Annotated in this window: 27 protein-coding genes; 10 read left to right on the forward strand and 17 right to left on the reverse strand. The window is 71.8% G+C overall.

Going from position 1 to position 22,710, the window contains the following annotated elements:
• Positions 1 to 7: 7 nt before the first annotated feature.
• Together ABH941_RS01870 and ABH941_RS01875 are read right to left on the reverse strand one after the other, a co-directional pair.
• Positions 8 to 424: a type II toxin-antitoxin system VapC family toxin gene (locus ABH941_RS01870; protein ID WP_370126734.1), complete on the reverse strand. Its 417-nt coding sequence runs from the start codon at positions 422 to 424 to the stop codon at positions 8 to 10.
• A complete protein-coding gene (locus tag ABH941_RS01875) occupies positions 421 to 708 on the reverse strand; it encodes a hypothetical protein (protein ID WP_370126735.1) in 288 nt (95 codons plus the stop codon). The genes ABH941_RS01870 and ABH941_RS01875 overlap by 4 nt, the downstream gene beginning before the upstream one ends.
• A gap of 180 nt (positions 709 to 888) precedes the next feature.
• On the opposite strand from ABH941_RS01875, the gene ABH941_RS01880 reads away from it, so the two are divergent.
• From ABH941_RS01880 to ABH941_RS01895, 4 genes are all read left to right on the forward strand, one after another.
• Positions 889 to 1,230: a hypothetical protein gene (locus tag ABH941_RS01880; RefSeq protein WP_370126736.1), complete on the forward strand. Its 342-nt coding sequence runs from the start codon at positions 889 to 891 to the stop codon at positions 1,228 to 1,230.
• Positions 1,231 to 1,301: 71 nt separating this feature from the next.
• Positions 1,302 to 3,086, forward strand: coding sequence for a gamma-glutamyltransferase family protein (locus ABH941_RS01885; protein WP_370126737.1), 1,785 nt, complete (start codon positions 1,302 to 1,304; stop codon positions 3,084 to 3,086).
• Positions 3,087 to 3,176: 90 nt separating this feature from the next.
• Positions 3,177 to 4,352 (forward strand): cation:proton antiporter, encoded by a 1,176-nt coding sequence (locus ABH941_RS01890; protein ID WP_370126738.1) that lies wholly within the window; start codon positions 3,177 to 3,179, stop codon positions 4,350 to 4,352.
• Between the two features lie 56 nt (positions 4,353 to 4,408).
• Positions 4,409 to 5,668: a low temperature requirement protein A gene (locus ABH941_RS01895; protein ID WP_370126739.1), complete on the forward strand. Its 1,260-nt coding sequence runs from the start codon at positions 4,409 to 4,411 to the stop codon at positions 5,666 to 5,668.
• Here ABH941_RS01895 and ABH941_RS01900 read toward each other — a convergent pair.
• From ABH941_RS01900 to ABH941_RS01910, 3 genes are all read right to left on the reverse strand, one after another.
• Positions 5,622 to 6,491: an arylamine N-acetyltransferase gene (locus ABH941_RS01900; RefSeq protein ID WP_370126741.1), complete on the reverse strand. Its 870-nt coding sequence runs from the start codon at positions 6,489 to 6,491 to the stop codon at positions 5,622 to 5,624. The genes ABH941_RS01895 and ABH941_RS01900 overlap by 47 nt on opposite strands.
• Positions 6,492 to 6,517: 26 nt before the next feature.
• On the reverse strand, positions 6,518 to 7,315 hold the full coding sequence (locus ABH941_RS01905) for a class I SAM-dependent methyltransferase (RefSeq protein ID WP_370126742.1): 798 nt from the start codon (positions 7,313 to 7,315) through the stop codon (positions 6,518 to 6,520).
• Between the two features lie 260 nt (positions 7,316 to 7,575).
• Positions 7,576 to 8,160 carry a DUF421 domain-containing protein gene (locus tag ABH941_RS01910; protein ID WP_370126743.1) on the reverse strand — a complete coding sequence of 195 codons (585 nt, stop codon included), beginning with the start codon at positions 8,158 to 8,160 and terminating at the stop codon, positions 7,576 to 7,578.
• A 138-nt stretch (positions 8,161 to 8,298) separates the two neighbouring features.
• On the opposite strand from ABH941_RS01910, the gene ABH941_RS01915 reads away from it, so the two are divergent.
• Both ABH941_RS01915 and ABH941_RS01920 read left to right on the forward strand, forming a co-directional pair.
• Positions 8,299 to 9,792, forward strand: a complete 1,494-nt coding sequence (locus tag ABH941_RS01915) for an MFS transporter (protein WP_370126744.1) — start codon at positions 8,299 to 8,301, stop codon at positions 9,790 to 9,792.
• 7 nt (positions 9,793 to 9,799) lie between these two features.
• Positions 9,800 to 10,261: an HIT family protein gene (locus ABH941_RS01920; protein ID WP_370126745.1), complete on the forward strand. Its 462-nt coding sequence runs from the start codon at positions 9,800 to 9,802 to the stop codon at positions 10,259 to 10,261.
• A gap of 22 nt (positions 10,262 to 10,283) precedes the next feature.
• Here ABH941_RS01920 and ABH941_RS01925 read toward each other — a convergent pair whose 3' ends face one another.
• On the reverse strand, positions 10,284 to 11,273 hold the full coding sequence (locus ABH941_RS01925) for an LLM class flavin-dependent oxidoreductase (RefSeq protein ID WP_370126746.1): 990 nt from the start codon (positions 11,271 to 11,273) through the stop codon (positions 10,284 to 10,286).
• A gap of 115 nt (positions 11,274 to 11,388) precedes the next feature.
• A complete protein-coding gene (locus ABH941_RS01930; protein WP_370126747.1) occupies positions 11,389 to 11,619 on the reverse strand; it encodes a hypothetical protein in 231 nt (76 codons plus the stop codon).
• A gap of 171 nt (positions 11,620 to 11,790) precedes the next feature.
• On the opposite strand from ABH941_RS01930, the gene ABH941_RS01935 reads away from it, so the two are divergent.
• Together ABH941_RS01935 and ABH941_RS01940 are read left to right on the forward strand one after the other, a co-directional pair.
• Positions 11,791 to 12,195 (forward strand): hypothetical protein, encoded by a 405-nt coding sequence (locus tag ABH941_RS01935; RefSeq protein ID WP_370126748.1) that lies wholly within the window; start codon positions 11,791 to 11,793, stop codon positions 12,193 to 12,195.
• Entirely contained in the window at positions 12,192 to 12,647 is a 456-nt protein-coding gene (locus ABH941_RS01940; RefSeq protein ID WP_370126749.1) for a response regulator, read from the forward strand. The genes ABH941_RS01935 and ABH941_RS01940 overlap by 4 nt, the downstream gene beginning before the upstream one ends.
• A 12-nt stretch (positions 12,648 to 12,659) precedes the next feature.
• On the opposite strand, the gene ABH941_RS01945 is transcribed toward ABH941_RS01940, so the two are convergent.
• The 5 genes from ABH941_RS01945 to ABH941_RS01965 all read right to left on the reverse strand — a co-directional run bounded on the left by ABH941_RS01945 (position 12,660) and on the right by ABH941_RS01965 (position 15,739).
• Positions 12,660 to 13,271 (reverse strand): hypothetical protein, encoded by a 612-nt coding sequence (locus ABH941_RS01945; protein WP_370126750.1) that lies wholly within the window; start codon positions 13,269 to 13,271, stop codon positions 12,660 to 12,662.
• On the reverse strand, positions 13,271 to 13,861 hold the full coding sequence (locus ABH941_RS01950; RefSeq protein WP_370126751.1) for a hypothetical protein: 591 nt from the start codon (positions 13,859 to 13,861) through the stop codon (positions 13,271 to 13,273). The genes ABH941_RS01945 and ABH941_RS01950 overlap by 1 nt, the downstream gene beginning before the upstream one ends.
• A gap of 166 nt (positions 13,862 to 14,027) precedes the next feature.
• Complete coding sequence (locus ABH941_RS01955) at positions 14,028 to 14,369, reverse strand: GNAT family N-acetyltransferase (protein ID WP_370126752.1); 342 nt, start codon at positions 14,367 to 14,369, stop codon at positions 14,028 to 14,030.
• Between the two features lie 39 nt (positions 14,370 to 14,408).
• Positions 14,409 to 14,930, reverse strand: a complete 522-nt coding sequence (locus tag ABH941_RS01960; protein ID WP_370126753.1) for a histidine kinase — start codon at positions 14,928 to 14,930, stop codon at positions 14,409 to 14,411.
• A gap of 62 nt (positions 14,931 to 14,992) precedes the next feature.
• Entirely contained in the window at positions 14,993 to 15,739 is a 747-nt protein-coding gene (locus ABH941_RS01965; RefSeq protein ID WP_370126754.1) for a hypothetical protein, read from the reverse strand.
• A 175-nt stretch (positions 15,740 to 15,914) separates the two neighbouring features.
• On the opposite strand from ABH941_RS01965, the gene ABH941_RS01970 reads away from it, so the two are divergent.
• A complete protein-coding gene (locus tag ABH941_RS01970) occupies positions 15,915 to 16,418 on the forward strand; it encodes a hypothetical protein (protein WP_370126755.1) in 504 nt (167 codons plus the stop codon).
• A gap of 1,034 nt (positions 16,419 to 17,452) precedes the next feature.
• Here ABH941_RS01970 and ABH941_RS01975 read toward each other — a convergent pair.
• Complete coding sequence (locus tag ABH941_RS01975) at positions 17,453 to 18,208, reverse strand: EI24 domain-containing protein (protein WP_370126756.1); 756 nt, start codon at positions 18,206 to 18,208, stop codon at positions 17,453 to 17,455.
• Between the two features lie 126 nt (positions 18,209 to 18,334).
• Here ABH941_RS01975 and ABH941_RS01980 point away from each other — a divergent pair, with 126 nt between their 5' ends.
• A complete protein-coding gene (locus ABH941_RS01980) occupies positions 18,335 to 19,081 on the forward strand; it encodes a class I SAM-dependent methyltransferase (RefSeq protein ID WP_370126757.1) in 747 nt (248 codons plus the stop codon).
• Between the two features lie 58 nt (positions 19,082 to 19,139).
• Here ABH941_RS01980 and ABH941_RS01985 read toward each other — a convergent pair whose 3' ends face one another.
• From ABH941_RS01985 to ABH941_RS02000, 4 genes are all read right to left on the reverse strand, one after another.
• The gene (locus ABH941_RS01985) at positions 19,140 to 20,129 is read right to left on the reverse strand and encodes an Lrp/AsnC family transcriptional regulator (RefSeq protein ID WP_370126758.1); all 990 of its coding nucleotides are present in this window, start codon (positions 20,127 to 20,129) and stop codon (positions 19,140 to 19,142) included.
• Positions 20,130 to 20,198: 69 nt separating this feature from the next.
• Positions 20,199 to 20,996, reverse strand: coding sequence for a phosphodiesterase (locus ABH941_RS01990; protein WP_370126759.1), 798 nt, complete (start codon positions 20,994 to 20,996; stop codon positions 20,199 to 20,201).
• Positions 20,997 to 21,086: 90 nt separating this feature from the next.
• Complete coding sequence (locus ABH941_RS01995) at positions 21,087 to 22,028, reverse strand: C45 family autoproteolytic acyltransferase/hydolase (RefSeq protein WP_370126760.1); 942 nt, start codon at positions 22,026 to 22,028, stop codon at positions 21,087 to 21,089.
• A 67-nt stretch (positions 22,029 to 22,095) separates the two neighbouring features.
• Complete coding sequence (locus tag ABH941_RS02000) at positions 22,096 to 22,596, reverse strand: AAA family ATPase (RefSeq protein ID WP_370126761.1); 501 nt, start codon at positions 22,594 to 22,596, stop codon at positions 22,096 to 22,098.
• Positions 22,597 to 22,710: the final 114 nt, after the last annotated feature.

Here is a 22,710-nt window from a genome sequence, read left to right on the forward strand (position 1 = left end):
GCGCGTCTCAGGCGGCTGAAGGGCGGGTGACGGCAACGATCTCCACCAGATCATCCAGGCCCTGGAAGTCCTTTGGATTCGAGGTGTAGAGGGGGAGTCCATTGCTCGCTGCTGTAGCGGCGATCATCAGCTCGGCTGAGCGCCCGCGAGGCTGGCGACCGATGGCGATCACGGCGGCGCACATCTGGCCGTAGATCCTTGCTGCGTCACGGTCGTAGGGGAGGGGATCGAAGGTGGCCTCGACATATTGGAGGACCGCCACGCGCTTGGCGCGTTTGGCAGGGTCGTCGGTTGCGTGCGGTCCGTGGGAGAGCTCACCGAGGGTGACAGCTGTGATCAGGAGCTCCTCGGGGAGCCCTGCGGATCCGTAGGCCCCGAGCGCCGCGATGATGTTGGTGTCGAGCACTCCCTCCTCATGGGTCACAGATCTGTTCCTTCATAGGGGTCGCGCAGGTCCTGCTCCACCGTGGCGTCCAGGTCGTCGCGCAGATCGGCGGCGTCGAGGAGGGGGGCTGTGGCGAAGATTGCCAGCGCTTCGTCTTTGGGAACGGATCGGCGGCGACGAATCGGGATCATCTGGGCCAGGGGTTCGCCGTTGAGAGTCAGGACATAGGGGCGGCCCTGGCGGAGGCCGCGCGTGACGGTGCCGGAGTTGGCGACGAATTGCCGCACGCTGACGTCTGTGGGGTGGCGTTTCGGAAGAACCATGTGACCAGGGTAGCGCGCCGTACCACGGCGTGGTACGGATTCTGTGAGCCCGTTCGGAACCGAGTCGCCCATCTCGCGGACCATTGGTGCGACGGCTGAACGGCCGCTGCCGGTTGCCAGCAGGGGTGAACGTCGGTGAATCGGGCGGACCGGGCCGTGTGGCCGTCCTAGACTGCTGGGGTGGTCGATGCACACGATTACCAGGTCATGCACCAGCTGGTGGACCGGCTTTCCCCGACCCAAGTGCGACGCCTGCGCCTGCTCGTCACCCAGGACGAGGAGCTGTCGAGGGTTGCCCAGACGCTGCCTGTGGCCGACTCACCCGAGGCGGGGGCAGTGCCAGAGAGCCTGCTTGCTCTGATCGGTAGCGTCGATGGCCCAGCGGACCTGTGTGGGCACCACGACGACTGCATTCGCGAGCAGGGCGAGACGTCCGGGCAGCGGTTGGCGCGGGGCATGCGGGGGCGGGCGACCACCACGATGAGCACGGACGAGCTGATGGAGCTGCTCCATAGTGAGTAGCCACCTGTGAGCGGTTGCTCCGGTGGTCAGGCTCATCGATTCCGGCTGTTCGCGAAGGGGAGTCCATCCGTATGTTCACCACTCGACCGACTCTGCAGGGCACCTTCGGCATGGTTTCCAGTACGCACTGGCTGGCGTCGCAGTCGGCCATGGCGGTGTTGGAGGGCGGGGGGAATGCCTTTGATGCGGCTGTGGCGGCGGGGTTTGTGCTGCATGTGGTGGAGCCGCATCTGAATGGGCCCGGTGGGGAGGTGCCCGTGGTGTTCGCGGCTGCGGGGGACGGGGGCCGGGTGCGGGTGTTGTGTGGGCAGGGGGCGGCTCCGGCTGGGGCGACTGTCGAGCACTACCGGTCGCTGGGGTTGGAGCTGGTGCCCGGGACCGGGCCGATTGCTGCGGCTGTGCCTGGGGCGTTTGATGCCTGGATGGTGTTGTTGCGGGACTACGGCACCAAGTCGCTGGCGGAGGTGTTGGACTACGCCATTGGGTATGCCGAGCGGGGACATCCGTTGGCGCCCAATGTCACCGCGACGGTGGAGGCCGTGCGGGAGCTGTTTGAGAGGGAGTGGACCAGCTCCGCGGAGTTGTACCTTCCGGTGCCGCGGCCGGGTGCGCTGTTCCGGAACCCCGCGCTTACGGCGACCTGGCGGCGGTTGCTGGCCGAGACGGCTGGGTTGTCGCGGGAGGCTGCGATCGACGCGGCCCGGCGGATCTGGCGGGAGGGGTTCATCGGGGAGGCGATGGTGGAGTTCGCCGGTCGGCCTGCGATGGACAGTTCGGGACGTCGGAACGCCTCCACTCTTACCGGCGACGACCTCAGCGGGTACCGGGCCGAGTACGAGGAGCCGGCGAGGTATGACTGGAACGGCTGGACGGTATGCAAGGCCGGTGGGTGGAGCCAGGGTCCGGTCTTCCTCCAGCAGCTTGCGTTGCTGCCGGACGGGCTGCGATACGACTCGCCCGAGTACCGGCACACGCTGATCGAGGGCACCAAGCTCGCCATGGCCGACCGAGAGGCCTGGTATGGGGACGCGGGGGAGGGCGGGGCCGGTGAGTCCGTCCCGTTGGCCGACCTGCTGTCGCGTGAGTACAACGACGAGCGGCGGGAGTTGATCGGGGAGACCGCTTCGTTCGAGCTTCGGCCGGGCAGCCCTGGTGGGCGTAAGGCCGTGCTGCCGGAGTTTCCGGTCGAGGGAGCTGAGTTGGGGCTCGGGCTGGGTGAACCGACCGTCTCTGTCGATGGTTTGACGACTCGTCTGGATGGTTCGACACGGGGCGACACCTGCCATCTCGATATCGTCGACCGCTGGGGGAACATGGTCGCGGCGACGCCCAGCGGCGGTTGGCTGCAGTCCAGCCCGGTGATTCCTGAGCTGGGATTCCCGCTCGGTACGCGGCTGCAGATGGCCTGGCTGCAACCCGGTCTCCCCAACTCGCTGATGCCGGGCCGTCGTCCGCGTACCACCCTCTCGCCGTCGCTGGCGCTGCGCGAAGGCGAGCCGGTGCTCGCCTTCGGGACGCCGGGCGGGGACCAGCAGGACCAGTGGTCGCTGCACTTCTTCCTGGCCGTGGCCCTCGGCGGGCTCAGCCTTCAGGAGGCCATCGACGCGCCGAACTGGCACACCGACAGCTTCCCCAGCTCGTTCCATCCCAGGACCACTCAGCCCGGCAGCGTCACCGTCGAATCCCGGGTGGGCGAGGCGGCCGTCGCCGAGTTGCGGCGGCGCGGGCACCTCGTCACCGTGGCGGACCCCTGGTCCGAGGGACGCATGTGCGCGGTCGCCCGCGACCCGTGGACCGGGGTGCTGTCGGCGGCGGCTAACCCGCGCGGGATGCAGGGGTACGCCGTGGGGCGGTAAGGCACTCGTGGCGACAGGTTCGCCGGTCCTCCGTGCGCGACACTGGTCGTCCACCCGTCCACGTCGACGCCCAGGGAGGCGGCCGGTCCCATGGGGTTCTCGACGCTGGCGGTGATCGCGCTGGCCGGGCTGCTCGGCCCGCTGCTGGCACTCCCTCGGCGGTGGCACCTGCCGGTGGTGCTGGGGGAGCTGGTCGCCGGGGTGGTGCTCGGGCCGACCGTCGTCGGGTTCCTGCACGCGGGCAACGCCACCTTCGGCTTTCTCGCCGACATCGGCTTCGCGCTGGTGATGTTCGTGGCGGGGGCGCATGTCCCGTTGCGGGACCCGAGCCTGCGGGCCGGCCTGCGGACCGGGACCTTGCGGGCTCTGGCGGTCGGGGCCGTCGCCGTCGGGCCGGCGCTGGCGGTCGCCGACGGCTTCGGCACCGGGCACGCGGCCCTGTACGCGGTGCTGATGGCCTCCTCATCCGCCGCGCTGGTGCTGCCGATCGTGGACGCGCTGGGACTCGGCGGCCCGCAGGTGCTGGGGCTGCTGCCGCAGGTGGCGGTCGCGGACACGCTCTGCATCGTGGCTCTGCCGCTGGTGATCGACCCGGGCCACGCCGCCCGGGCGGCGCTGGGGGCGCTGGCAGTGCTGGGCTGTGCCGGGGCGCTGTTCCCGGCGCTGCGTCGGCTGGAGCGGAACGGCTACCGGCGGAAGCTGCACCGGCTGTCGCAGGACCGGCAGTTCGCGCTGGAGCTGCGGATCAGCCTGATGATCCTGTTCGCGCTGGCCGCGCTCGCGGTCCGGACGCATGTGTCCATCATGCTGGCCGGCTTCTCCTTCGGGCTGGTCGTGGCGGCGGTCGGGGAGCCGAGGCGGCTGGCGAAGCAGCTGTTCGCACTGACCGAGGGCTTTTTCGGACCACTGTTCTTCCTCTGGCTGGGGGCCTCGCTGGATCTCCGTGAGCTGGGACGGCACCCCTCGTTCGTGCTGCTCGGGGTGGGGCTGGGAGCGGGCGCGGTCGCGGTGCACGCGGTGATGCGGGTGAGCGGCCAGCCGATCGCGCTGGGCGTGCTGGCCGCCGCGCAGCTGGGCGTGCCGGTGGCGGCGGCCGCGCTGGGCACGCAGCTGCACCTGCTGGCGCCGGGGGAGCCGTCGGCGCTGATGCTCGGCGCGCTGCTGACCATCGCAGCGGCGACGGCCGCGGGCGCGGTGACCGCGAAAGCGACGGGGACAGGCGTGGCCGCAGCACCGGCGGGCGCGGACTCTGCCGCGCGCCACTGAGACAGGACGGTGCGTCGGGACTGAGGGAGGAGCCAGGCCCGGGATAGGGTGCGCTGGTGGCGATACCGACCTCGGCGACCGGTCCTGAACCGGGCTCACAACCGATCCCCGGCGAGGCCTCCGAACCGGGGACCGCGCTGCTGCGGGACCGCAGCGCCGCGCAGCGGGTCACGTTCCTGGAGCTCTTCTTCGACCTGGTGTACGTCTTCGCCGTCACCCAGCTGTCCCATCTGCTGCTCGCCCACCTCGACTGGGCCGGGGCGGCGGAGACCCTGGTGCTGCTGACGGCCGTGTGGTGGGCGTGGAACTTCACCGCCTGGTTCACCAACTGGTTCGATCCTGACCAGCTCGCGGTGCGACTGGCCATCGTCGGCATCATGCTGGCGGGCCTGGTGATGTCGGCGGCGCTGCCGCAGGCGTTCGGCGGTCGCGGGCTGGTCTTCGTGCTGGCCTACCTGGCCATCCAGCTCGGTCGGCACCTCTTCGCGGCGGTCGCGCTGCGCGGTCAGCAGCTCTCCCGCGAGTACACCAGGGCGCTGGTGTGGTTCGGCCTCAGCACGGTGTTCTGGCTGGCCGGCGCGCTGGTCCACGGCCCGGCCGCGAGGGCCGGGCTGTGGGCGGTCGCGGCGCTGGTCGAGTACCTGGCGGCCGCGATCGGCTTCCCGGTGCCCGGGCTGGGGCGGTCCAGCACCACGGCCTGGAACATCTCGGGGGAGCACTTCGTCGAGCGGTGCCGACTGTTCGTCATCATCGCGCTGGGGGAGTCGATCCTGGTCAGCGGGCAGACCTTCGGCAGCGCCCGGTTCGACGCCGGGCGCACGGCGGCCTTCGTCACGGCGTTCGCGATCGCGGTGACGATGTGGTGGATCTACTTCGCCCTGGCGGGCAGAGCGGTGGACTCCGTCGTCGAGACCACCGCCGACACCGGTCGGATGGGGCTGCGGATCACCTATGTCCATCTGCCGATCGTGGCCGGCGTCATCGTCACCGCCGTCGGCGACGAGATCGTCATCAGCCACTCCGGCGCCCACGCGGCCGGATTCACCACGGCGTTCGTGCTGGTCGCGGGCCCGGCCCTGTTCCTGGCCGGGCACCTGCTGCTGAAGCGGATCATGTTCGGCTACTTCAACCGGGCGCGCCATGTCGGCCTGGTGGCGCTGGCTCTGCTCGTCCCGCTGGGCGCGGTGCTGCCGCCGCTGGCGGTGTTCATGGCGGCAGCCGTCGTGCTGGTCGCCGTGGCCGGGGCGGACGTGGTGGCGGTGCGCAGGATCACCGAGGCTGAGGCGGCGTCAGAGGCGATGGCAGTCGAGCTCTGAGGACGGCCTGCTCCTCCGGGGTGAAGTCCAGCCCGAAGGTGTCGTGCAGGGCGCTGATGACCCCGGCGTCCGACAGCTCCACGCTCTCGGACGCCCGGCCCGGCACCAGCAGCGAGAACTGACGGCCGATGAGCTCACGGGTGCCCCCGGCCTCGCGGCGGATCACGATCGGCCGCTGCAGGAACGGAGAGGTCGGCCAGGTGGTGGTGTAGTGGTTGGACATCGCCACGTCCACCGCGTGCTGAGGCTCGTCGGTGAAGCGGTAGCGGGTCTGCCACTCGCCCGCGGCGAGCTCCTGGAAGCGGCGGACCCCGGTCGCGTCGGGACCCAGCGTCCGGTAGGTCCACACGCCCTGCTGCCGCGGGCCGTCCGGGTCCAGCGGGATCGGCTCCAGCAGGCCGTTGCCGAAGCCGGTGTCGGCGAGCAGCCGGCGGCCGTCGACCTCGACCGAGAGCACCATGTGGGTGCGCGGGCGAAGCGGCTCCTGGTCGGATCCGACCCGGGCGAGCAGCCGGTCCAGTCGGAAGCCCAGGCGCTGCAGCACCGCGCCGAACAGGGTGTTCTGCTCGTAGCAGTAGCCGCCGCGGCCCTGGTGCACCAGCTTGTCCTGGACGCTGCCGAGGTCGGTGCGGACCGGGCGGTCCAGCATCAGCGCCAGGTTCTCGAACGGGATGGTCGCCACATGCGCGCGGTGCAGGGCGGTGAGGGTGGCGGCGTCGGGTGCGACGCTCCCGGTGTGGCCGACGCGCTTCAGGTAGGCGTCGAGGTCGAGCAGGTGGTTCTCCCACTCGTCCGCCGGCTGCGGCTGATCTTCTGTCCCCATGACGGCGATTGTGCCATCAGGGCCGCTCAGCGGGTGGCAGTGATCAGGATGAACGGGGGACGCTCGCGCTCGGCCGTCCAGGGGCGGGATGCGATCAGGGCGGGGTCGGCGACGCCGTACGCGTCGGCGAGCAGCGGGGTCAGCTCGGTGGTCGGTCCGGTGAACCCCGCCTCGGCCAGCACCTCCTGGAAGGTCTCCCGGGCCCAGTAGGTGTTGGTGATGCTGGCCCAGCTGCCGTCCTCGCGGCGGAGCCGGACCGGCAGGGTGTCGCCCGAGCGGTAGCGGACGCCGGGCTCGCCGCGGTGGAAGCCCTCGAAGGCGGCGTCGTGGACCTGGTCCGGGTTGGGCATCAGGATGGTGAAGCGCCCGCCGGGGTGCAGCACCCGGGCCACCTCGTCGACCAGGATCTGCATCAGTTTCCGGTCGTCGATGCAGGTGAAGAGGAAGGAGGCCATCGCCGCGTCGGCGCAGCCGTCGTCGAGGAACGGCATCCCGTTGTCGAGGCTGAGCCGGTAGTCCACCGCCGGGTGCGGGTGCTGGGAGCGGGCCAGGTCGAGCATGGCCGCCGAGGCGTCGACGGCGGTGGTCCGGATCGGGTGGCGGTCGGCGATCCAGCAGGTGAGGTCGCCGGGGCCGCAGCCGAGGTCCACCAGGTGCGCGCCGGGCAGCTCGTCGAGGCCCAGTGCCAGGGGGAGGAACGGGTAGCCGAGCAGCCAGCTGCCGGAGTCGTCCCAGCGGCAGTAGTCGTCGGCGACGCGCGGGGTCTCGTACGAGATCACACCCGGCATGAGCCGTTCGGCGCTGAGCGTTGCGGTGTCCTGCACGGGCGTCCGCCGTCCTTCGTCCTGATGGGTGATCAAGATGGGTGATCAAGGCCGGGCAGAGCATAACCACGTCGCCTGTCCGCGCTCCCGGGGGCGGCGGAGGGCCGCCCGGGAGGGCAATTGCGGGCAAGCGGAACAGTGCGGTCCGCACATATCAGGACTGAGCTGCGAATTAAGGGCCTGTTAGGGGTGGGGCCAGTGGTGCGGATTCAGTCAGCTGTGGCGAATAAACGGCTGAAAATCGCAGGGTTGAGCTCACCTCAGAGGTGTTTGCCGCCCTGGGCCGCCAGGGTGGCGAGCAACTCCTCGATCGCCGCGAGCCGGGCCTGGATGGCCTCGATGTCGCTGTGCGTCGCGGTCTGGTCCGCCTCCTTGAGGGTCACGATCAGCTGGCCGCCCGGCTCCAGCCGCGCGTCGGCGACCTCCTCGACGCTGTCGCCGTTCTGCACCCGCACCGCGTGCTCGATCTCGCTGGTGCGCAGGGCCAGCCGCCGCAGCGCGTCGGGCACGAAGGCGCCGTCGCTGATGACGGTGGTGGCGGTGCCCTCCAGCAGCCGTTCGGCACGTTCGTCCGAGGCCACCCAGCGGTTCATCGCTGCGTTGACGGCGACCAGGGTGACCGCCCCGATCACTCCGCCGAGCAGGCTGTTGTCCGCGCCGATGACGGCGTTCTGGACCACGTTCGACAACAGGAACATCACCACGAAGTCGAACGTGTTGAGCGTCGCCAGGCCGCGCTTGCCGGCGACCCGGAACAGCAGCAGCACCAGGGCGTACACCAGGACGGTGCGAAGGATCTTCTCAAGGATCGGAACCTGGACGACCCACAGGTCATGACTGATCATCGGACGGCCTCCCGGGATGCCGGGCCGCCACCGGCCGGGCTGCGCTGTAACGTACCGGATCAGTGGTCACGGTCACTGTCCTCTCGTCGGCACACCGCACTCTCCCACGACGGGCAGGTGAAGGCAGGTGATGAGCCAGTGATCAGCGGTGACGTCGCGGCGGGCGGTGTCCGGCTGTCCGGGACGGCCGGGCGCTGGGTGCTGCTCGCGACCGTCCTCGGCTCGGCCATGGCGATGCTGGACGGCACCGCGATCAATGTCGCGCTGCCCCATATCGGCGCCAGCCTGCATGCCTCCATCGGCGCGCTGCAATGGGTCGTCAACGCCTATCTGCTGACCCTGGCCGGGCTGATCCTGCTGGGCGGGGCGCTCGGCGACCGCTACGGCCGCCGCCGGGTGTTCGTGGTCGGGGTGGTCTGGTTCGCGGTCTGCTCGGCGGTGTGCGGTCTGGCGCCCGATGTGCAGGTGCTGATCGCCGCGCGGGCCCTGCAGGGCGTCGGCGGCGCGCTGCTGACGCCCGGTTCGCTGGCGCTGATCCAGGCGGTGTTCCATCCGGACGACCGGGCCGCGGCGGTGGGCCTGTGGTCCGGTCTCGGCGGCGTCGCGGGTGCGGCCGGCCCCGTTCTGGGCGGCTGGCTGGTCGGCGGCCCGGGCTGGCGCTGGGTGTTCCTGATCAATCTGCCGCTGGCGGCGGCCGTGGTGGTGACGGCCCTGCGGCATGTCCCGGAGAACCGCGACGACAGCGAGACCGGCCGGTTCGACCTGCGCGGCGCGGTGCTGGCGGCGCTGGCGCTCGGCGCGCTCACGGCGGCGCTCACCAGCGCCGGGGGCGACCCGGTCGGGGCGGGCGTGGCCGGGGTGCTGGCGGTGGTGGCGGGCACGCTGTTCGTCCGGACGGAGCGGCGGACGGCGGCGCCGATGCTGCCGCTGGGACTGTTCGCCTCCCGGCTGTTCACCGTGGTGAACATCGTCACGGTGCTGATCTACGGGGCGCTGGGCGGGCTGCTGTTCTTCCTGGTGCTGCAACTGCAGATCACCGCCGGGTTCTCGCCGCTGCTGGCCGGGCTCGGCACCCTTCCGCTGACCCTGCTGATGCTGCTGTTCTCGCCCACGGCGGCGAAGCTGGGCGAGCGGGTGGGCGCGCGCGTCCCGCTCACGCTGGGCCCGCTGCTGGCGGGTACGGGTGCGCTGCTGATGCTGCGGATCGGCGCGCACGCCTCGTACCTGACCGATGTGCTGCCGGCCTCGGTCGTGCTGGGCGCCGGGATGACGCTGCTGGTCGCCCCGCTGACGGAGACCGTCCTCAACGCCGTGGAGACCCGTCGGGCCGGTATCGCCAGCGGCGTCAACAACGCCGCCGCCCGCACCGGCAGCCTGCTCGCCGTCGCCGCGCTCCCGGCGCTGGTCGGCCTCAGCGGCGAGCAGTACCGGTCCGCCCACGCGGTCGACCATGCCTTCCGCGCGGCGGTCGTCGGCTGTGCGGGACTGCTGGCCGCAGCGGCGCTGCTCTCCTGGACGGCCATCCCGCCCCGGCCGCCGGAGCGGGCGGAACCTGGGGCTGAGCCTGGGCCGGGACCTGGGCCGGGAGCGGACGCGGAATCCGGGCCGGAGCCGGAGTCCCACCCGGCATGATGGGGCCGTGACGGAGAACCAGCACGTCCAGGACTGCTACAGCTGCGGGATGGACGGGGCCTACGACGACCTCCCGCCGCGCGAACGCATAGCCGCCGACCGGTACTGGCGGGTGGCGCACGCGATGAACACGGCGCTGCCGGGCTGGCTGGTCCTGCTCCCGCGCCGCCATGTGACCACGGTCGGCGGGCTCACCGACGAGGAGGCTGCCGGGCTGGGCCTGTGGCAGGTCCGGCTCTCCCGCGCGCTGGCGGCCGTCACCGGCTGCGCCAAGACCTATGTGGTCCAGTTCGCGGAGGCCGAGGGCTTCGGCCATGTCCACTTCCACCTCGTCCCGCGCACGGCCGACCTGCCGCAGCAGCTCCGCGGCCCCGGCGTCTTCGCCCTCCTCAACAGCCCGCCGGAGCAGCGGGTGCCGACCGCCCGGATGGACGAGCTCGCCGTGGCGCTGGGAGCGGCGCTGCGGTAGCCACGTGGGTCAGCGTCCGCGGTCAGGTCCCCAGGTGGGGCATCACCCGGTCGCGGAACAGCCGCAGGCTCTCCCAGCCGGCGTCGACCGGGAGTCCGCCGCACAGCGGGTGCAGCAGCAGGCTGCCCATCGGCCCCTCCGCTGCGGCCAGGGCCAGGCACTCCTCGGGAGTGAGACAGGCGTAGATGCCCTCGGCGCGCAGCTGCTCGGGGGTGATCGAGGCGGAGGCCATGGCCGAGTGGATGTCGGAGGTCTGCCAGCCGGCGTAGGTGCGGGCCTCGTGCAGGAAGCACTCGCCGTACTCGGCCCAGGCCTTGTCGGGGTCCTCGGTGCAGTGGATCATCGCGGTGCGCTCCGGGGGCAGGGTCGCGAAGCCGCCCTCGAAGCCCGCCTCGGCGGCGAGGGCGTCGTAGTACGCGACCAGTTCGGGCTGGAAGGCCGAGGTGAAGAACGGCAGTCCCAGACGCACCGCCCGGCGGACCGCGACCCGTGAGGAGCCGCCGACCATCAGCCCGGGGTGCGGGGTGGTGCGCGGCGGCGGGGTGACCCGCACCGTCCGGCCCCGGTACTCGAACGGTTCGCCGGTCCAGGCGGCAAGCAGGGTCTCCAGCACCTCGTCCTGGAGCCTGCCGCGCTCGGACCACTCCCGGCCCAGCATCGCGTACTCCTCGGGGCGGTAGCCGATCCCGGCGACCACGGTGATCCGTCCGGCGCCTAGGTGGTCCAGGACCGCGATGTCCTCGGCGAGGCGCAGCGGATCGTGGAGGGGCGTGATCAGGGCGCAGAGCATCACGCCGAGCCGCTGGGTGGAGCCCAGCACCGCGGCCGCGGTGAGCATCGGCGACGGGCTCCAGCCGTTGTCCGCGCCGTGGTGCTCCTCCAGGGTGACCAGGTCGAATCCGGCCTCGTCGGCGAAGACGGACATCTCCACGGTGGCCCGGTAGCGGGCGGAGAGGTCGCGGCGGTCCAGGCCGGGGGCGACCTGGTTGAAGCGCAGGGTGGTGATGGTCATGTGCACGCACCTCCAGAGCTGACGGTGTGTCAGACAAGGAGATGCCTACCATTCCCCGGGTGCGACCTCAATGGACGCGTACCTTGTCCCTGCTGCGTTCAGGGCCGCCGGTACGTCAGGGGCCGTCGTAGTAGCGGCGCTCCTCGACGATCTCCTCGGGGCGCCCACCGCGTCCGCCGGGGAAGCGGCGGCGGTAGACGCCGGCGTAGGTGACCAGGCCGAGCAGGCCGGCGACCATCAGGATCACACCCACTACCTGGACGTTCATACCGCTGATATGCCAGTTGACGCCGAAGGTCAGGATCGCCCCCAGGGCGAACACGATGATGCAGCCGCCGATACCCATGGTCGAGACCTCCATTGTGTGGTGGAGCAGCCGACACGAGGTGATGCCACTGCTTACACTCAAGCGACTTGCCTGATGCGCACGGTCCAAACCAGCCGGGTGATGGACACCAGCCGCGTGACGGACAACGGACGTTGTCGCGGGATCAGGCCAGGGCCTACCCTGAGCCGCATGCCCGGCACCCACTTCGCCCTCGTCCTCTCCGAAGCCGAGATCGCCGCCGTCGCCGACGCCACGGTCGCGGATCTGGCGCACCGGCTGGCCATCCGCGCCTTCCGCCCGCTCGGCGATCCGGGGGCGCTGCCCGGTGGCGCGGCGGAGAGCGACGCGCTGGCGCATCTGCACGCCCTGGTGCACCTCCAGCGGGCGGTGGAGCGGCAGGTCGACCGGGCGGCTGAGCATGCCGCCGACGTCGGCGCCGGATATCCGCAGCTCGGGCAGGCCTGCAACATGAGCCGTCAGGGCGCGCGGCGACGCTGGCCCGGACTGGTCGCACCGGCCAGGCATCCGCACGGCGTCACCGGTTCGTCGGCCGGCCCGGCCGCCCGCTCGGCCGCCCGGGACGGGGACACGTGACCACGGCCGCGCCCGCCGCCGCGCGCGGATGCGACATCCTGCTGGTCGAGGACGACGCAGCCGACGCCATGCTGATCGAAGAAGCACTGCTGGAGCACGGGACCGCCCGGATCCTGCACAAAGCGGTGGACGGCGTCGCCGCGCTCGAACACCTGCGGACGCCAGGGGTCGACCGGCCCGACCTGATCGTCCTGGACCTCAACATGCCCCGGATGAACGGACGTGAGCTGCTCGCGGTGCTGAAGACCGACGAGCAGCTCAAGGTCATCCCGGTGGTGGTGCTCAGCACCTCCAGCGCACCCCAGGACGTCGCCGAGGCCTACCGGAGCCACGCCAACGCCTTCATCACCAAGCCGGTCACCCTGGACGAGTTCGCCCAGGCCGTGCGCAGCATCGACGCGTTCTTCCTGGACACGGCGACCCGGGTGCCGAAGGAGTGGGATCAGGGCTGAGCCCCCTCCCGGTCAGGCGTCGAGGAGGCGGTTCAGCATGGACCGGTACTGCTGCAGCGTCAGCCGCAGCTGCTCCGTGGGGAAGCCGCTGTCGTCGGCGGCGCTGCCGGCCCCCTGCTTGTCCCAACTGTCGCGCAAGGCACGATGGTTGGCGGTGATGGACTCGGTGAGCCGAGCGGCCACCTGGTCGACCAGGGCGTCGGCCTCCTCGACGGCGTGACGCGGGTCGTCGACGAAGTCGATCTGGATGTGCTGCCAGCGGTCGCGCAGCTTCTCACCCGCGCCCTCGGGAAAGAGCCGGCCGACCGTGCCCGCAGGGGCGGCGGTGGGAGCGGTGGGAGCGGGGGAGACGACAGGCGCCGCCGCCGGGGCGGGCAGCGGAAGCTCGGTTCGCGCGGCGTCCACGTCCGGGTGGGCGACCGTGGTCTCGGCGTGCGGCTTCGCCAGCTCGGGCTTCTCCAGGTCCGGCTTCGCCACCTCCGGCTGCTCGGCGTTCGCGTCCTCGTCCGCCTTCAGGTCGGTGTCGCCGGGCTCGGGGGAGCCGGGGCGCTCGGGGGACTCCTCGTCCCAGCGGGCCCGGTCCTGCAGGTCCTCGTGCTGCTCGGGGAAACGTCGGTCGGACATCAGGCCGTCCTCTCGTGGCTGCTGCTGGTGGTGGTGGCGGGCGCCGCGGTCTCCTCGCCCATCAACTGGTCGAAGGTCTCACGGGCGTTGACGAATGCCTGGCGCAGTTCCTCGGTGGTGGCCTCGCCCCGCTGGGCGCGCTCGGCGGCCTGCTGCGTGGCGCGGTACCCCGGCAGCGCGGGGGCGTGGTGCACGGACAGTGCCGCGTACTGCTCGTCGTACGAGTCGGCGGCCGGGAAGCCGCGGTCCCGCAGGACCTCGCCGAGCAGGTGGTCGGCGTCGATGACGGCCTTGGCCGGCGAGTCGACGAACTGCTCCTGCAGCGTGGTCCACCGCGCCAGGGCGCGCTCACGCTGTGCCGCGTCCAGTGAACGGATGTCCAGGTCGCCGGCGCGCTTGACCCGTTCCTCCAGTACCTGGTCGGTCGCCCTGATGTCGCCGTCGTGCTGGGCCAGTTCGCGGTCGTACTCGGGGCCGAACTGCTGTCGTAGCTTCCGGTTCCGCTGCTGCGGACGCATCACGGCCATGGCGGCCAGCGCGGCCACGGCAACGAGCGCAACCACGATCACGATGATCAGACCTGTGGACATGCCGATCCTCTCCTGCGGACTGGGGTACGCGGGTCGTCAACGTGCCCCTCTGTAGGGCGACTAGCCGAATCCGACAGGAGCAAACGGTCTGCGTCCAGCCAAAGACGCGGGCCCCGGCGCAGTTCGCCGGGGCCCGCGGCAGCGGTAGTTCAGTACTGACGCAGCGTCACCACGTCGCGGGGTCCTCGCGGAGCTTCCGCAGCGCACGGTCCGTCAGTTCCTGGTCCGGCGCGGGCGCCTGCTCGGGGTGGGCGAGCGACCAGCGCTTGAGGTAGGGGCACAGCGGGACGACGCCCTGTCCGGCCTCGGCGGCGCGGCGGTAGAACTCGGCGGCGAGCATTCCGGCGATGCCCTCACCCTGATGGTCCGGGTCGACCTCGGTGTGCACGCCGACCCGGGCGGTCGGCGGCTGCTCCAGCACGAAGTAGTCGATCTTGCCCACCTGGTGGTCCCCCTGCAGGGCCCGGAGCCGGCGGCGGCCGTCGTCGTCGAACTCGATGTCTGCCATGTCGTCCATCTCTCTCGTTGCTTCGTCAGGCCGGTGGCGTCAGCGCCACTTGGCGGCCTCGTCCTCGGCGTTGGCGCGGTCCGCGGCCTCCTCGGCGGCCTTCACCCGGGCCTCGACCTCCTCGGCCGGGCGGCGGTGCAGCGCCGCGCCGTGACGGGCCGCCAGTTCGTCCGCCGGGCCCTGGTCGGCCTCGGTGATGTCGACGATCAGCTGGCTGGTGTCGTCCTCCACCTCGGCGCCGAAGAGGACCAGCGTGGCGAAGGAGTCCTGCGCCTGGTGCGCCTCGGTGGTGCCGCCGAGCCAGGCACCCGCGGTCGCCCCCACGAACGAGCCCATCGGACCGGCGAGCAGACCGATCAGGGCGCCGACCGCGCCCCCGGCGGCGGTCGCCGCCCCCACGCGGTGGATCCAGCTCTCGGCGATGTCGAATTCGCCCTCGGCCGAGCGGGTGAGTGCCGCCGCCTGGTGCACGCCGGGGAGCTTCTTGGCCTCCTGCAGGGCGGGCAGCGCCGCGTCGGGGTCGTCGAACTCGAAGAACAGCACGCTGTGGACAGCGGACACGGTGGTTCCTTTCGTGGCGGACGGACCTGCCCAGTCTCGTTCACCGACGGCTGATCCTCCACCTATCTGATCCGTGCCGCCAGTGTCCTGGTGCGGGCCAGCAGCGTCTCCACCACCGCGGCCGCCAGGACCAGCAGCGCCGCGCCCAGGCCCAGGGCCACGGTCAGCGCCGGATCGGTGTGCAGCGCGGGCCGGCCGGGACCGCCGGTGAAGGCCCGCAGGTCCAGGGCCGGGCCGAGGATCCGCGGTTCGAGCAGGCCCAGCACGACTCCGCCCAGCGCGGCGACGGGGACCAGCGGCAGCAGTTGCACCAGGTGCAGGACGGCTGCCCCGCGGCCGGTCAGGCCGAGAGTGCGCAGGTAGGAGGTGGTCCTTCCGCGTTCGGGCGCGGTCAGCACCAGCTCCGGAGTGACGGCGAGCAGCGCGAACAGCACCGCCAGCAGCGTGCTCGCGGTGTAGAGGACGCCGACGCCCCGGGTGAGCCCGTCCCCGCGCAGCGCGGCCAGCGCCTCGGTGCGCACCGTGACCTGCGCCAGCGGTCCCAGCAGCCGTCCGCCGGCGGCGTGCAGCGCAGTCGCGGACGTGTGCGCGCCACCGCCGAACAGCAGCACCGCCGTGTGCCCGGAGGACAGCTGCGGCAGGTGCTGCTCCGCCCCCGCAGTGGTGATCAGCAGGGGGGTGCCGTCCGGGATCGGCGGTGAGCCTGCCGGTGGGGCTGAAGCGCAGATGGACCACCGGTTTCCCGTACGGCTGGACGGTGGCGCTGAGACTGCCGCCCGGTGCGCGCGCCAGTAGGTCGGGTGAGCCAAGGGCGGGCAACTGTACCGTGCCGTCCGGCAGGGTGCGGGAGGGCGCGGACAGCGCCGTGCTCAGGGCGCGGACGGCGGCCGATCCCGGGTCGGCGGCGGCGAGCGCGGCCGGATCGACCGCCGGCACCGACACCGGGCCCGCCGCGACCGAGGCGCCCTGCACCACGGCGTGGTGGTGCGCCAGCTCCAGCCAGCCCAGCAGCGCGACCACGGCCAGCGCCAGATCCAGCCCGGCCCGCTGCACCGCCACCGCGCCGACACGGCGGCGAGCGTTGGGGCGGTGCGGGATGGATATTCGCTTGAAGAGGGGCCGCAGGGCCGGACTGAGCACCGGCAGCAGCACGGCCGCGCCCTGCACGGCCAGGGTCAGTACGGCGGCGGTCCACCCGGCCGGGCCCAGCGCACCGTGCACCAGCAACTGCGCCAGGAACGGTGCGGCGACCGCCGCGGGGATGCCGGTCAGCGCCCACTCGGCAGCGGCCGCCGCCAGCAGCCGACCGGTCCCGGCGCCGCGTGCCTGCTGCAGCGCCAGCTCTCCGCTTCGGTGCTCCGCGAGTTGACGTGCCGTCAGGACCAGTGCGGTGAGGGCGAGTACGGCGAGCAGGGCGGTCGGCTGGTAGAGCGCGGAGCGGGCGACCGCGATGGGTGCGGCCAGTGCGTCGACGGCCTGGGGCAGTGAGGACACCGCCGTCATGCGGCTGAGCGGCGGCTGCGCCCCGTGGAACACGGAGAGGTCGGCGTGGCTCCCGGCGAAGGCGCCGGCCCGGTCCCGCAAACCCGCCAATTGGCTCGCGCCGACGCCGGCGAACTCGCCCTGCGCGCTCCAGTACACGGTGACCTGGCCGTTCAGCGCGGCGGTGCCGTTGAGTGCGGCGGGGGAGACGACGAAGAGGGAGTCGGCAGCCCCCTGCGCGGCGGTCGGGTCCCCGGCCATGCCCGGCCAGAACCCGGCGTTGCCCTGGGCCGTGTAGACGCCGGTGACCCGTACGGTGGCCGGGCGTCCGAAGGCGTCGCCGAGGGTGAGCCTCGCCCCGGGGCGGACGCCGAGCAGTTGGGCCAGCTGCTGGGGCAGCGCCGCGTCCACGGTCGAGGACGCACCCGGCGCCGAGGCTCCGGGGGAGACGGTTGGCAGGCTGGTGAAGGAAGTTGATGGAACATCAGCCACGCCTGCGGGCCAGGCGCCGGAGACGAGGCGGCCGAAGCGCGCCGCGCCCTGGACCGCGACCGGATGCAGTACCGCGCCCTTGCCGTTGCTGCCGTCACCATTGCCGCCGTTGACGATCAGCGGCCCGACGCCCAGCAGTCCAAGGTAGGTCTGCTCGGGCACGCCGCCGAACACCTGCGCTGTGGCGCTTCGCACCGCCCTGTCGGCAGCGGCCAGACCGGTGGCCTGAAATCCGGCACTGACCTGCACCTGGGCCCTGGGGTCGGCGGCCAGCCGCACTCCCGCCCCCTGGTCGACGGCGTTGCCCGCCAGCGCGGCCAACGCCGCCAGCACAGTTGCCGCGAGCAGTACGGTCACGGCGACGGCGGTGAGCACCAGCCCATGGTGCGCGGACCGTCGCACCGACCCGGGCAGCCTCCGGACCCGCGCGTCCCCACCTGGTCGGACCTCGGTCGCGACCACGCACGTCTCCTCGTACCTCTGAATTCCCGCCCCGGCCTCAGTGTTTCCCGTGCTGCGTGTGGGGCGCAAGCGATCGCGGAAACGGGTCAATCGGCTGCGGGTGGCACGGCCGGCTCCAACTCCCGTGCCAGCAGGGTCGCTCCGGCCACCGCGCCGGGCATGGCGACCACGGCGACGAAGGGGATGAGGAACAGCAGCACCAGCGGGACACCGAAGCCCAGGGTGAGTGCTAGCCGACTCCGCAGCTTGCGTATCCGCTGACGGAAGCTCAGGCCCCGGCGCTGCAGGGCGACTGCCGCAAGCTGCTCGGTCAGGAAGAATCCGGAGACGCAGAACGCGGCAGCGGGGACCACCGTCTGTCCGATCGCGGGCACGAAGCCCAGCACCAGCAGGAGCAGACCGATGCCGGCGGTCAGCAGCACCGAGGCCACGCCCTCCCGGGCGGCGAACCCGAGTTGCTGCCGGACCGACTGGCTCGGCGCATCCGGGGCGCCGCCCTCGATCTCCTCCACCCGCTCGGACAGCGACTCGTAGAACGGCTGGCCGATCAGCAGGGTGACGGCGGTGAAGGTGACGACCGCGAGCAGCAGGCTGCCGCAGACCAGCAGTACGGCGAGCAGCGCGCGTACCGCCGAACGCCAGTCGGTGGACCAGCTGTCGGCGAACGGGGTGGCCCAGGTGGCGATATCGCCCGCGTAGGTCGCGAGTGCGACCAGAGCCGCGATGTAGAGAACCAGCGCCACCAGCCCGGGCAGCAGCCCGAATCCCCACCAGCGGCCGTGCCGCACCACCCACCGCTGGCCCTTGAAGAGGTGTCCGAGGCCCTTTCCGAGATCACGCATGCGCGCAGTCTGCCGTAGCGGACCGACAGACCGCGCATCCGGTCGGTAGACCTACTGGACGCCCGCCGCCGAAGCTTCGGATTTTCTGGCCCGCTCTCCCTCTTGTCGCGTACGCTCCAGATCTCGATGACTGACACTTGGGACACCATCGCCGACTCGTACGCGGAGCGCCTGCGGAAGGGCTCCGCGATGCACGAGTTCGCGCGCGACATCCTGTTGGAGCAGTTGCCGGACGACCTGACCGGGCTCCGGATCGTGGACCTGGGGTGCGGCGAGGGGATCGTGGCCCGCGCGCTCGCTCTCAGGGGAGCCGGCGTGCGGGGTGTGGACCTCGCCCCGCGCATGATCGCGCACGCCTGGATCGCCGAGGCCGAGCGCCCGACCGGCGCCGTCTACACGGTCGACGACGGCTGCACCCTCGCCACCATCGGCAACGGCACGGCGGACTGCGTCACCGCCGGGCTCTCCCTCAACAACGTCCGTGACCTCAAGGCGGCTCTCGCCGCCGTCTCGCGGGTGCTGCTCCCCGGCGGGCGGCTGGTGTTCACCATCCCGCACCCCTGCTTCGAGGCCCCGGGCGCGAGTTGGGCCCCCGAGGCGGTCGACGACGACCCCCCGGACACCCGCCGCCGTCGCCGCACCGTCGGCGACTACCTGACCGAGGGATTCTGGCGCTCCACCAACCCCGAGGGCGCCCGCCGCGCCGGCAACCAGCACCGCACCCTCTCCACCTACCTCGGCGCCCTCCTGGCCCAGGGCTTCGCCCTGGAGGCCATCGCCGAACCCGCCCCGCCCGAACCGGTCCGCGCCGAACAGCCCCTCCGGGAGGGCCTGCCGCCGTTCCTGGTGGTGACGGGTCGGCGCTCGGGGTGAGGGGGCGGTAGCGGCGGGGTGTCCCGCGGCCGAGCCCTCCGTCCCGACGCCGTCCGGCTCATCGGGGCCGCCCCGGGCCGGCCGGGTACGTCACGAGTGGGCCGGCCGCCTTGATGGTGCGCAGCACCGGCGCCGTCTCCAGGGTGTGGATGGCGTCGAGGGCGCCCAGGCGGTGGGTGAGGTAGCGGTGGAGTGAGGCCGGGTCGGGGCAGAGGGCCTGGGCGACCAGGTTGGTGGGGCCGGTGGTGGCGCCGACGAAGGCGAGCTCCTCGTGGCCGGCCAGGGTGGTCGCGATCCGCTCCAACTGGGCCGGGGCGACGGCCATCCAGAGCAGGGCCTGGGTGCCCGCGCCGAAGACCGCGACATCGAGTTCGACGTCGAAGAACAGCGCGCCGCTGGCCCGCAGTTCGGCCAGCCGGCGGGCGACGGCGGCCGGGGTCCAGCCGGTGGCGGCGGCGAGTTCGGCGTTGCCGGCGCGGCCGTCGTGCTGGAGCGTGGCCAGCAGCGGACCGTCGGCGTCGGTGATCGCGGCGTCGCCCTCGGGCGTCGGCGCCGCCGGGCGCAGCAGTGCCTGCTGCTTCTCGTCCAGTGCCCCGGTGCGTCCGCGCCAGGCCGTGGGGCCGCCGAAGTAGGTGTGCAGGACGTAGTGCGCCGAGACGGAGGTGACGCTGGCCGTATGCGGTATGTCCCGCAGCAGCAGCGAGTGGCTGCTCGCGGTCGCCCCGGTGGGGGTGTGGATGATCGCCACGATCTCCGTGCCGCCGGAGGCGAGTTTCACCCAGGAGGTGTCGTTGCGTCTGGCCAGCGCGTCGGCCACGTTCTGTGCCTGGTGCGGGACCGCGGTCAGCCGGACCAGCCACTGGGCCTGTCCGGCGCGGTGCGGGTCGGGCAGGCCGACCACGCGCAGCGCGATGGTGCCGCGCAGTTTCCGGTAGCGTCGGGCCACGGTCTGTGTGGACACGCCGAGGGCGGCAGCGATCCTGGCGTACGGGGCGCGGCCGTCGATGTGCAGGGCATGGATCAGGCCCCGGTCGATAGCGTCGAGCATGGAGCCATTCTTGGCCATCGGCCCCGGCGATGGAAGAAATCACGCAACTTCGCTGTGCGGATGGAAATGTCAGAACGGCCCGAGCAGCGCGGCCGCGTGGCTGACCTGGACGGTGTGGGTGGCGCAGCCGCCGTCGGCGGTGAGCAGGTGCAGCAGAAAGCCGGTCGGTTCGTCGAGATAGCCCATGGGGGCGCCGTCGGTCATCGAGAGCGAGCTCTGGCGGTAGGTGCTGGGTGCGACCGCCAGCGTGCTGCCGGCGAAGGCGCAGGTGATCGGCCGGTGCACATGCCCGGCCAGAACCCGGACCACCCGGGGGTGCCCGGCGACCACCTCGGCGAGGGCATCGCCGTCCTCCAGGCGCATCCCGTCCAGGAAGGGGATGCCGACCGCCATCGGCGGGTGGTGCACGGCGACGAAGGCCGGGACGTCCGGACGCTCGCCGAGCACCGTGTCCAGCCAGCCGAGCTGTTCCGGGCCGAGCAGGCCACTGGGCTTGCCCGGCAGGTTGGAGTCCAGCACGACCACGGTGGCCCGGTCGTGCTCCACGGCGTAGTGAACCCCGTGCTCGCCGCCCGCGAGCAGCCCGCTCCCGCCGAAGGCGGCCAGCATCACGTCCGGGCTGTCGTGGTTGCCCGCGACCAGGTGCAGCGGCAGCGGGAACCGTCCGACGATCCGCCGCAGCTCCTCGTACTCCTCGGGTCGGCCCTGGTCCACCAGGTCCCCACTGATCACCACCGCCACCGGCTGCGGCTCCAGCGCCAGCACCCGTGCGAGCGCCAGGTGCAGGCCGGCGGCAGGACCGGCGCCCAGCGGGCCTGTGGTGATGTGCGGGTCACTGAGATGCGCGATGGAAAGTGTGGCAGTCATGCCTGAACGCTTCCCCAGCCCACCCTTCCCGGACAACCCGTCAAGCTGACGGCGTAACGAACAGCTGGTGACGTGACGTCAGGCCGTCGGTTACGGGGCGCCGAGGGTGACGGTGCGCGATCCGGGAGTGAAGGCGTCGAAGGACTGCTCCCAGCTCTCCTCGGGCCAGTGGTAGGTGACCCGGCCCTCGGAGGGTCGGTAGTCCGCCGTGTAGACCGTACCCAGGCCCTCGTGGTAGGCGAACTGGTAGAGCGGCGGCTTCAGCATCGCGGCCACGTCGGCGCCCGAGGCGCGGACGGCGGAGAGGCGTTGCCGGGTTCGGGTGAACTGTTCCTGCTGGTCGGGCACCGGCAGGTGCTGGTGGTTGGTCGCGCAGGCGTCCGGAGCCGGAGTCATCGGGATGTCGGGGCCGACGAACACCGTCATCGCCTGCTCGGGGTCGATCAGGGTGACGTTCTGGGCGAGGCAGATCGGGATGGTCGCCAGCTTGGCCACGGCTTCGTCGACGGTGTCGCAGGTCTCCAGCAGATAGCGCAGCACCAGGAGGATGCTGAAGCCCGGGCCCTGGACGAACCGCCCACCGAAGGTGAGCGAGACCGCGAGCCCGGCGTCGTTCATCCCGTCCAGCAGACCCCAGACCGCTTCCTGCATGCCGATCACCGGGCGCAGGAAGTGGGAGGAGACGATGGTCCCCTCGCACTCGTCCGGGTTGAAGTCGTAGTTGCGCAGCAGCCTGCCCTCGCCGCCGATCTGGGTGCAGCCCGAGAAGAACGGCCGCACCGTGGCGAGGGTGAGGAAGGTCTCGGCATGCGGACGGTCCAGCTGACCGGTGAGCCGGTCGAGCGCCGGGACCAGCTCCGGCATGTGCGTCTCGAACAGCGCCCGGGCCCGGGCCGCGCCCTCCGGGGTCCGTCCCTCGTCGGTCATCCAGGTCTCGGCGACCGGCCACAGCGGCTGCGTATGAGCCGCCCAGCGGCCGTCGCCACCGTCACCCACCTCGATGGCACGGAACGTCATCTGCTGCTGGCCCATCGCCGCTACCCCCTGGTGCCGGTCGGATCGGATGCTGTGCCATGAACGAAATACCGCGGACCGGGCGTCAGTGTTGCACGACGACGCGCTCGCCCTCGCCGGTCGGCTCCTCGAAGCCGTCGAGGTAGCGCTCCAGCAGCTCCACGGAGACCGTGACGCTGTCGGCTCCCTGCTGCTGGTTGCGCGGCGCGAGGCGCCGCCGCAGGGTGTCCGGGTCCGCCTTGAGGTGGACGAGCTCCCAGCGGCAGTCGTGGCTCTCGATCAGGGCCTTGTAGCGGTCGCGGCGGGCCCGGCTCCAGAAACTGTAGTCGACGACGACGGGTTGCCGGGAGTCGAGAAGGCGGATCAGCTCCTGCCACTGCTCCGCTTCCACGGCGGCCTTGAGCCGCTCGTACTCCTCGGGGGCCAATTCCGCGGCGTCGTGGCCGAGTCGCTGCCAGATCGCCTCATCGACGGACAGCCGGACGAAGCCGCGGCGCTCCAGGGCTCGGGCGTAGGTGCTCTTCCCGGAACCTGCGATTCCGCACATCAGGACGACGAGGCCGGGTTCCGCAACGAGATCGTCCATGGTTCGAGAGTAGCCGTCCGACCAGCGACGTTCACCGGGTTTACGCACCGGAACGGGCCTTTGTCGGAATTGTGGGCATGAAGATCGAACGGGCCGCCGGTGAATGGGAGACTC

This window comes from Streptacidiphilus sp. EB103A (genome assembly GCF_041261405.1).
Classification (GTDB): domain Bacteria; phylum Actinomycetota; class Actinomycetes; order Streptomycetales; family Streptomycetaceae; genus Streptacidiphilus.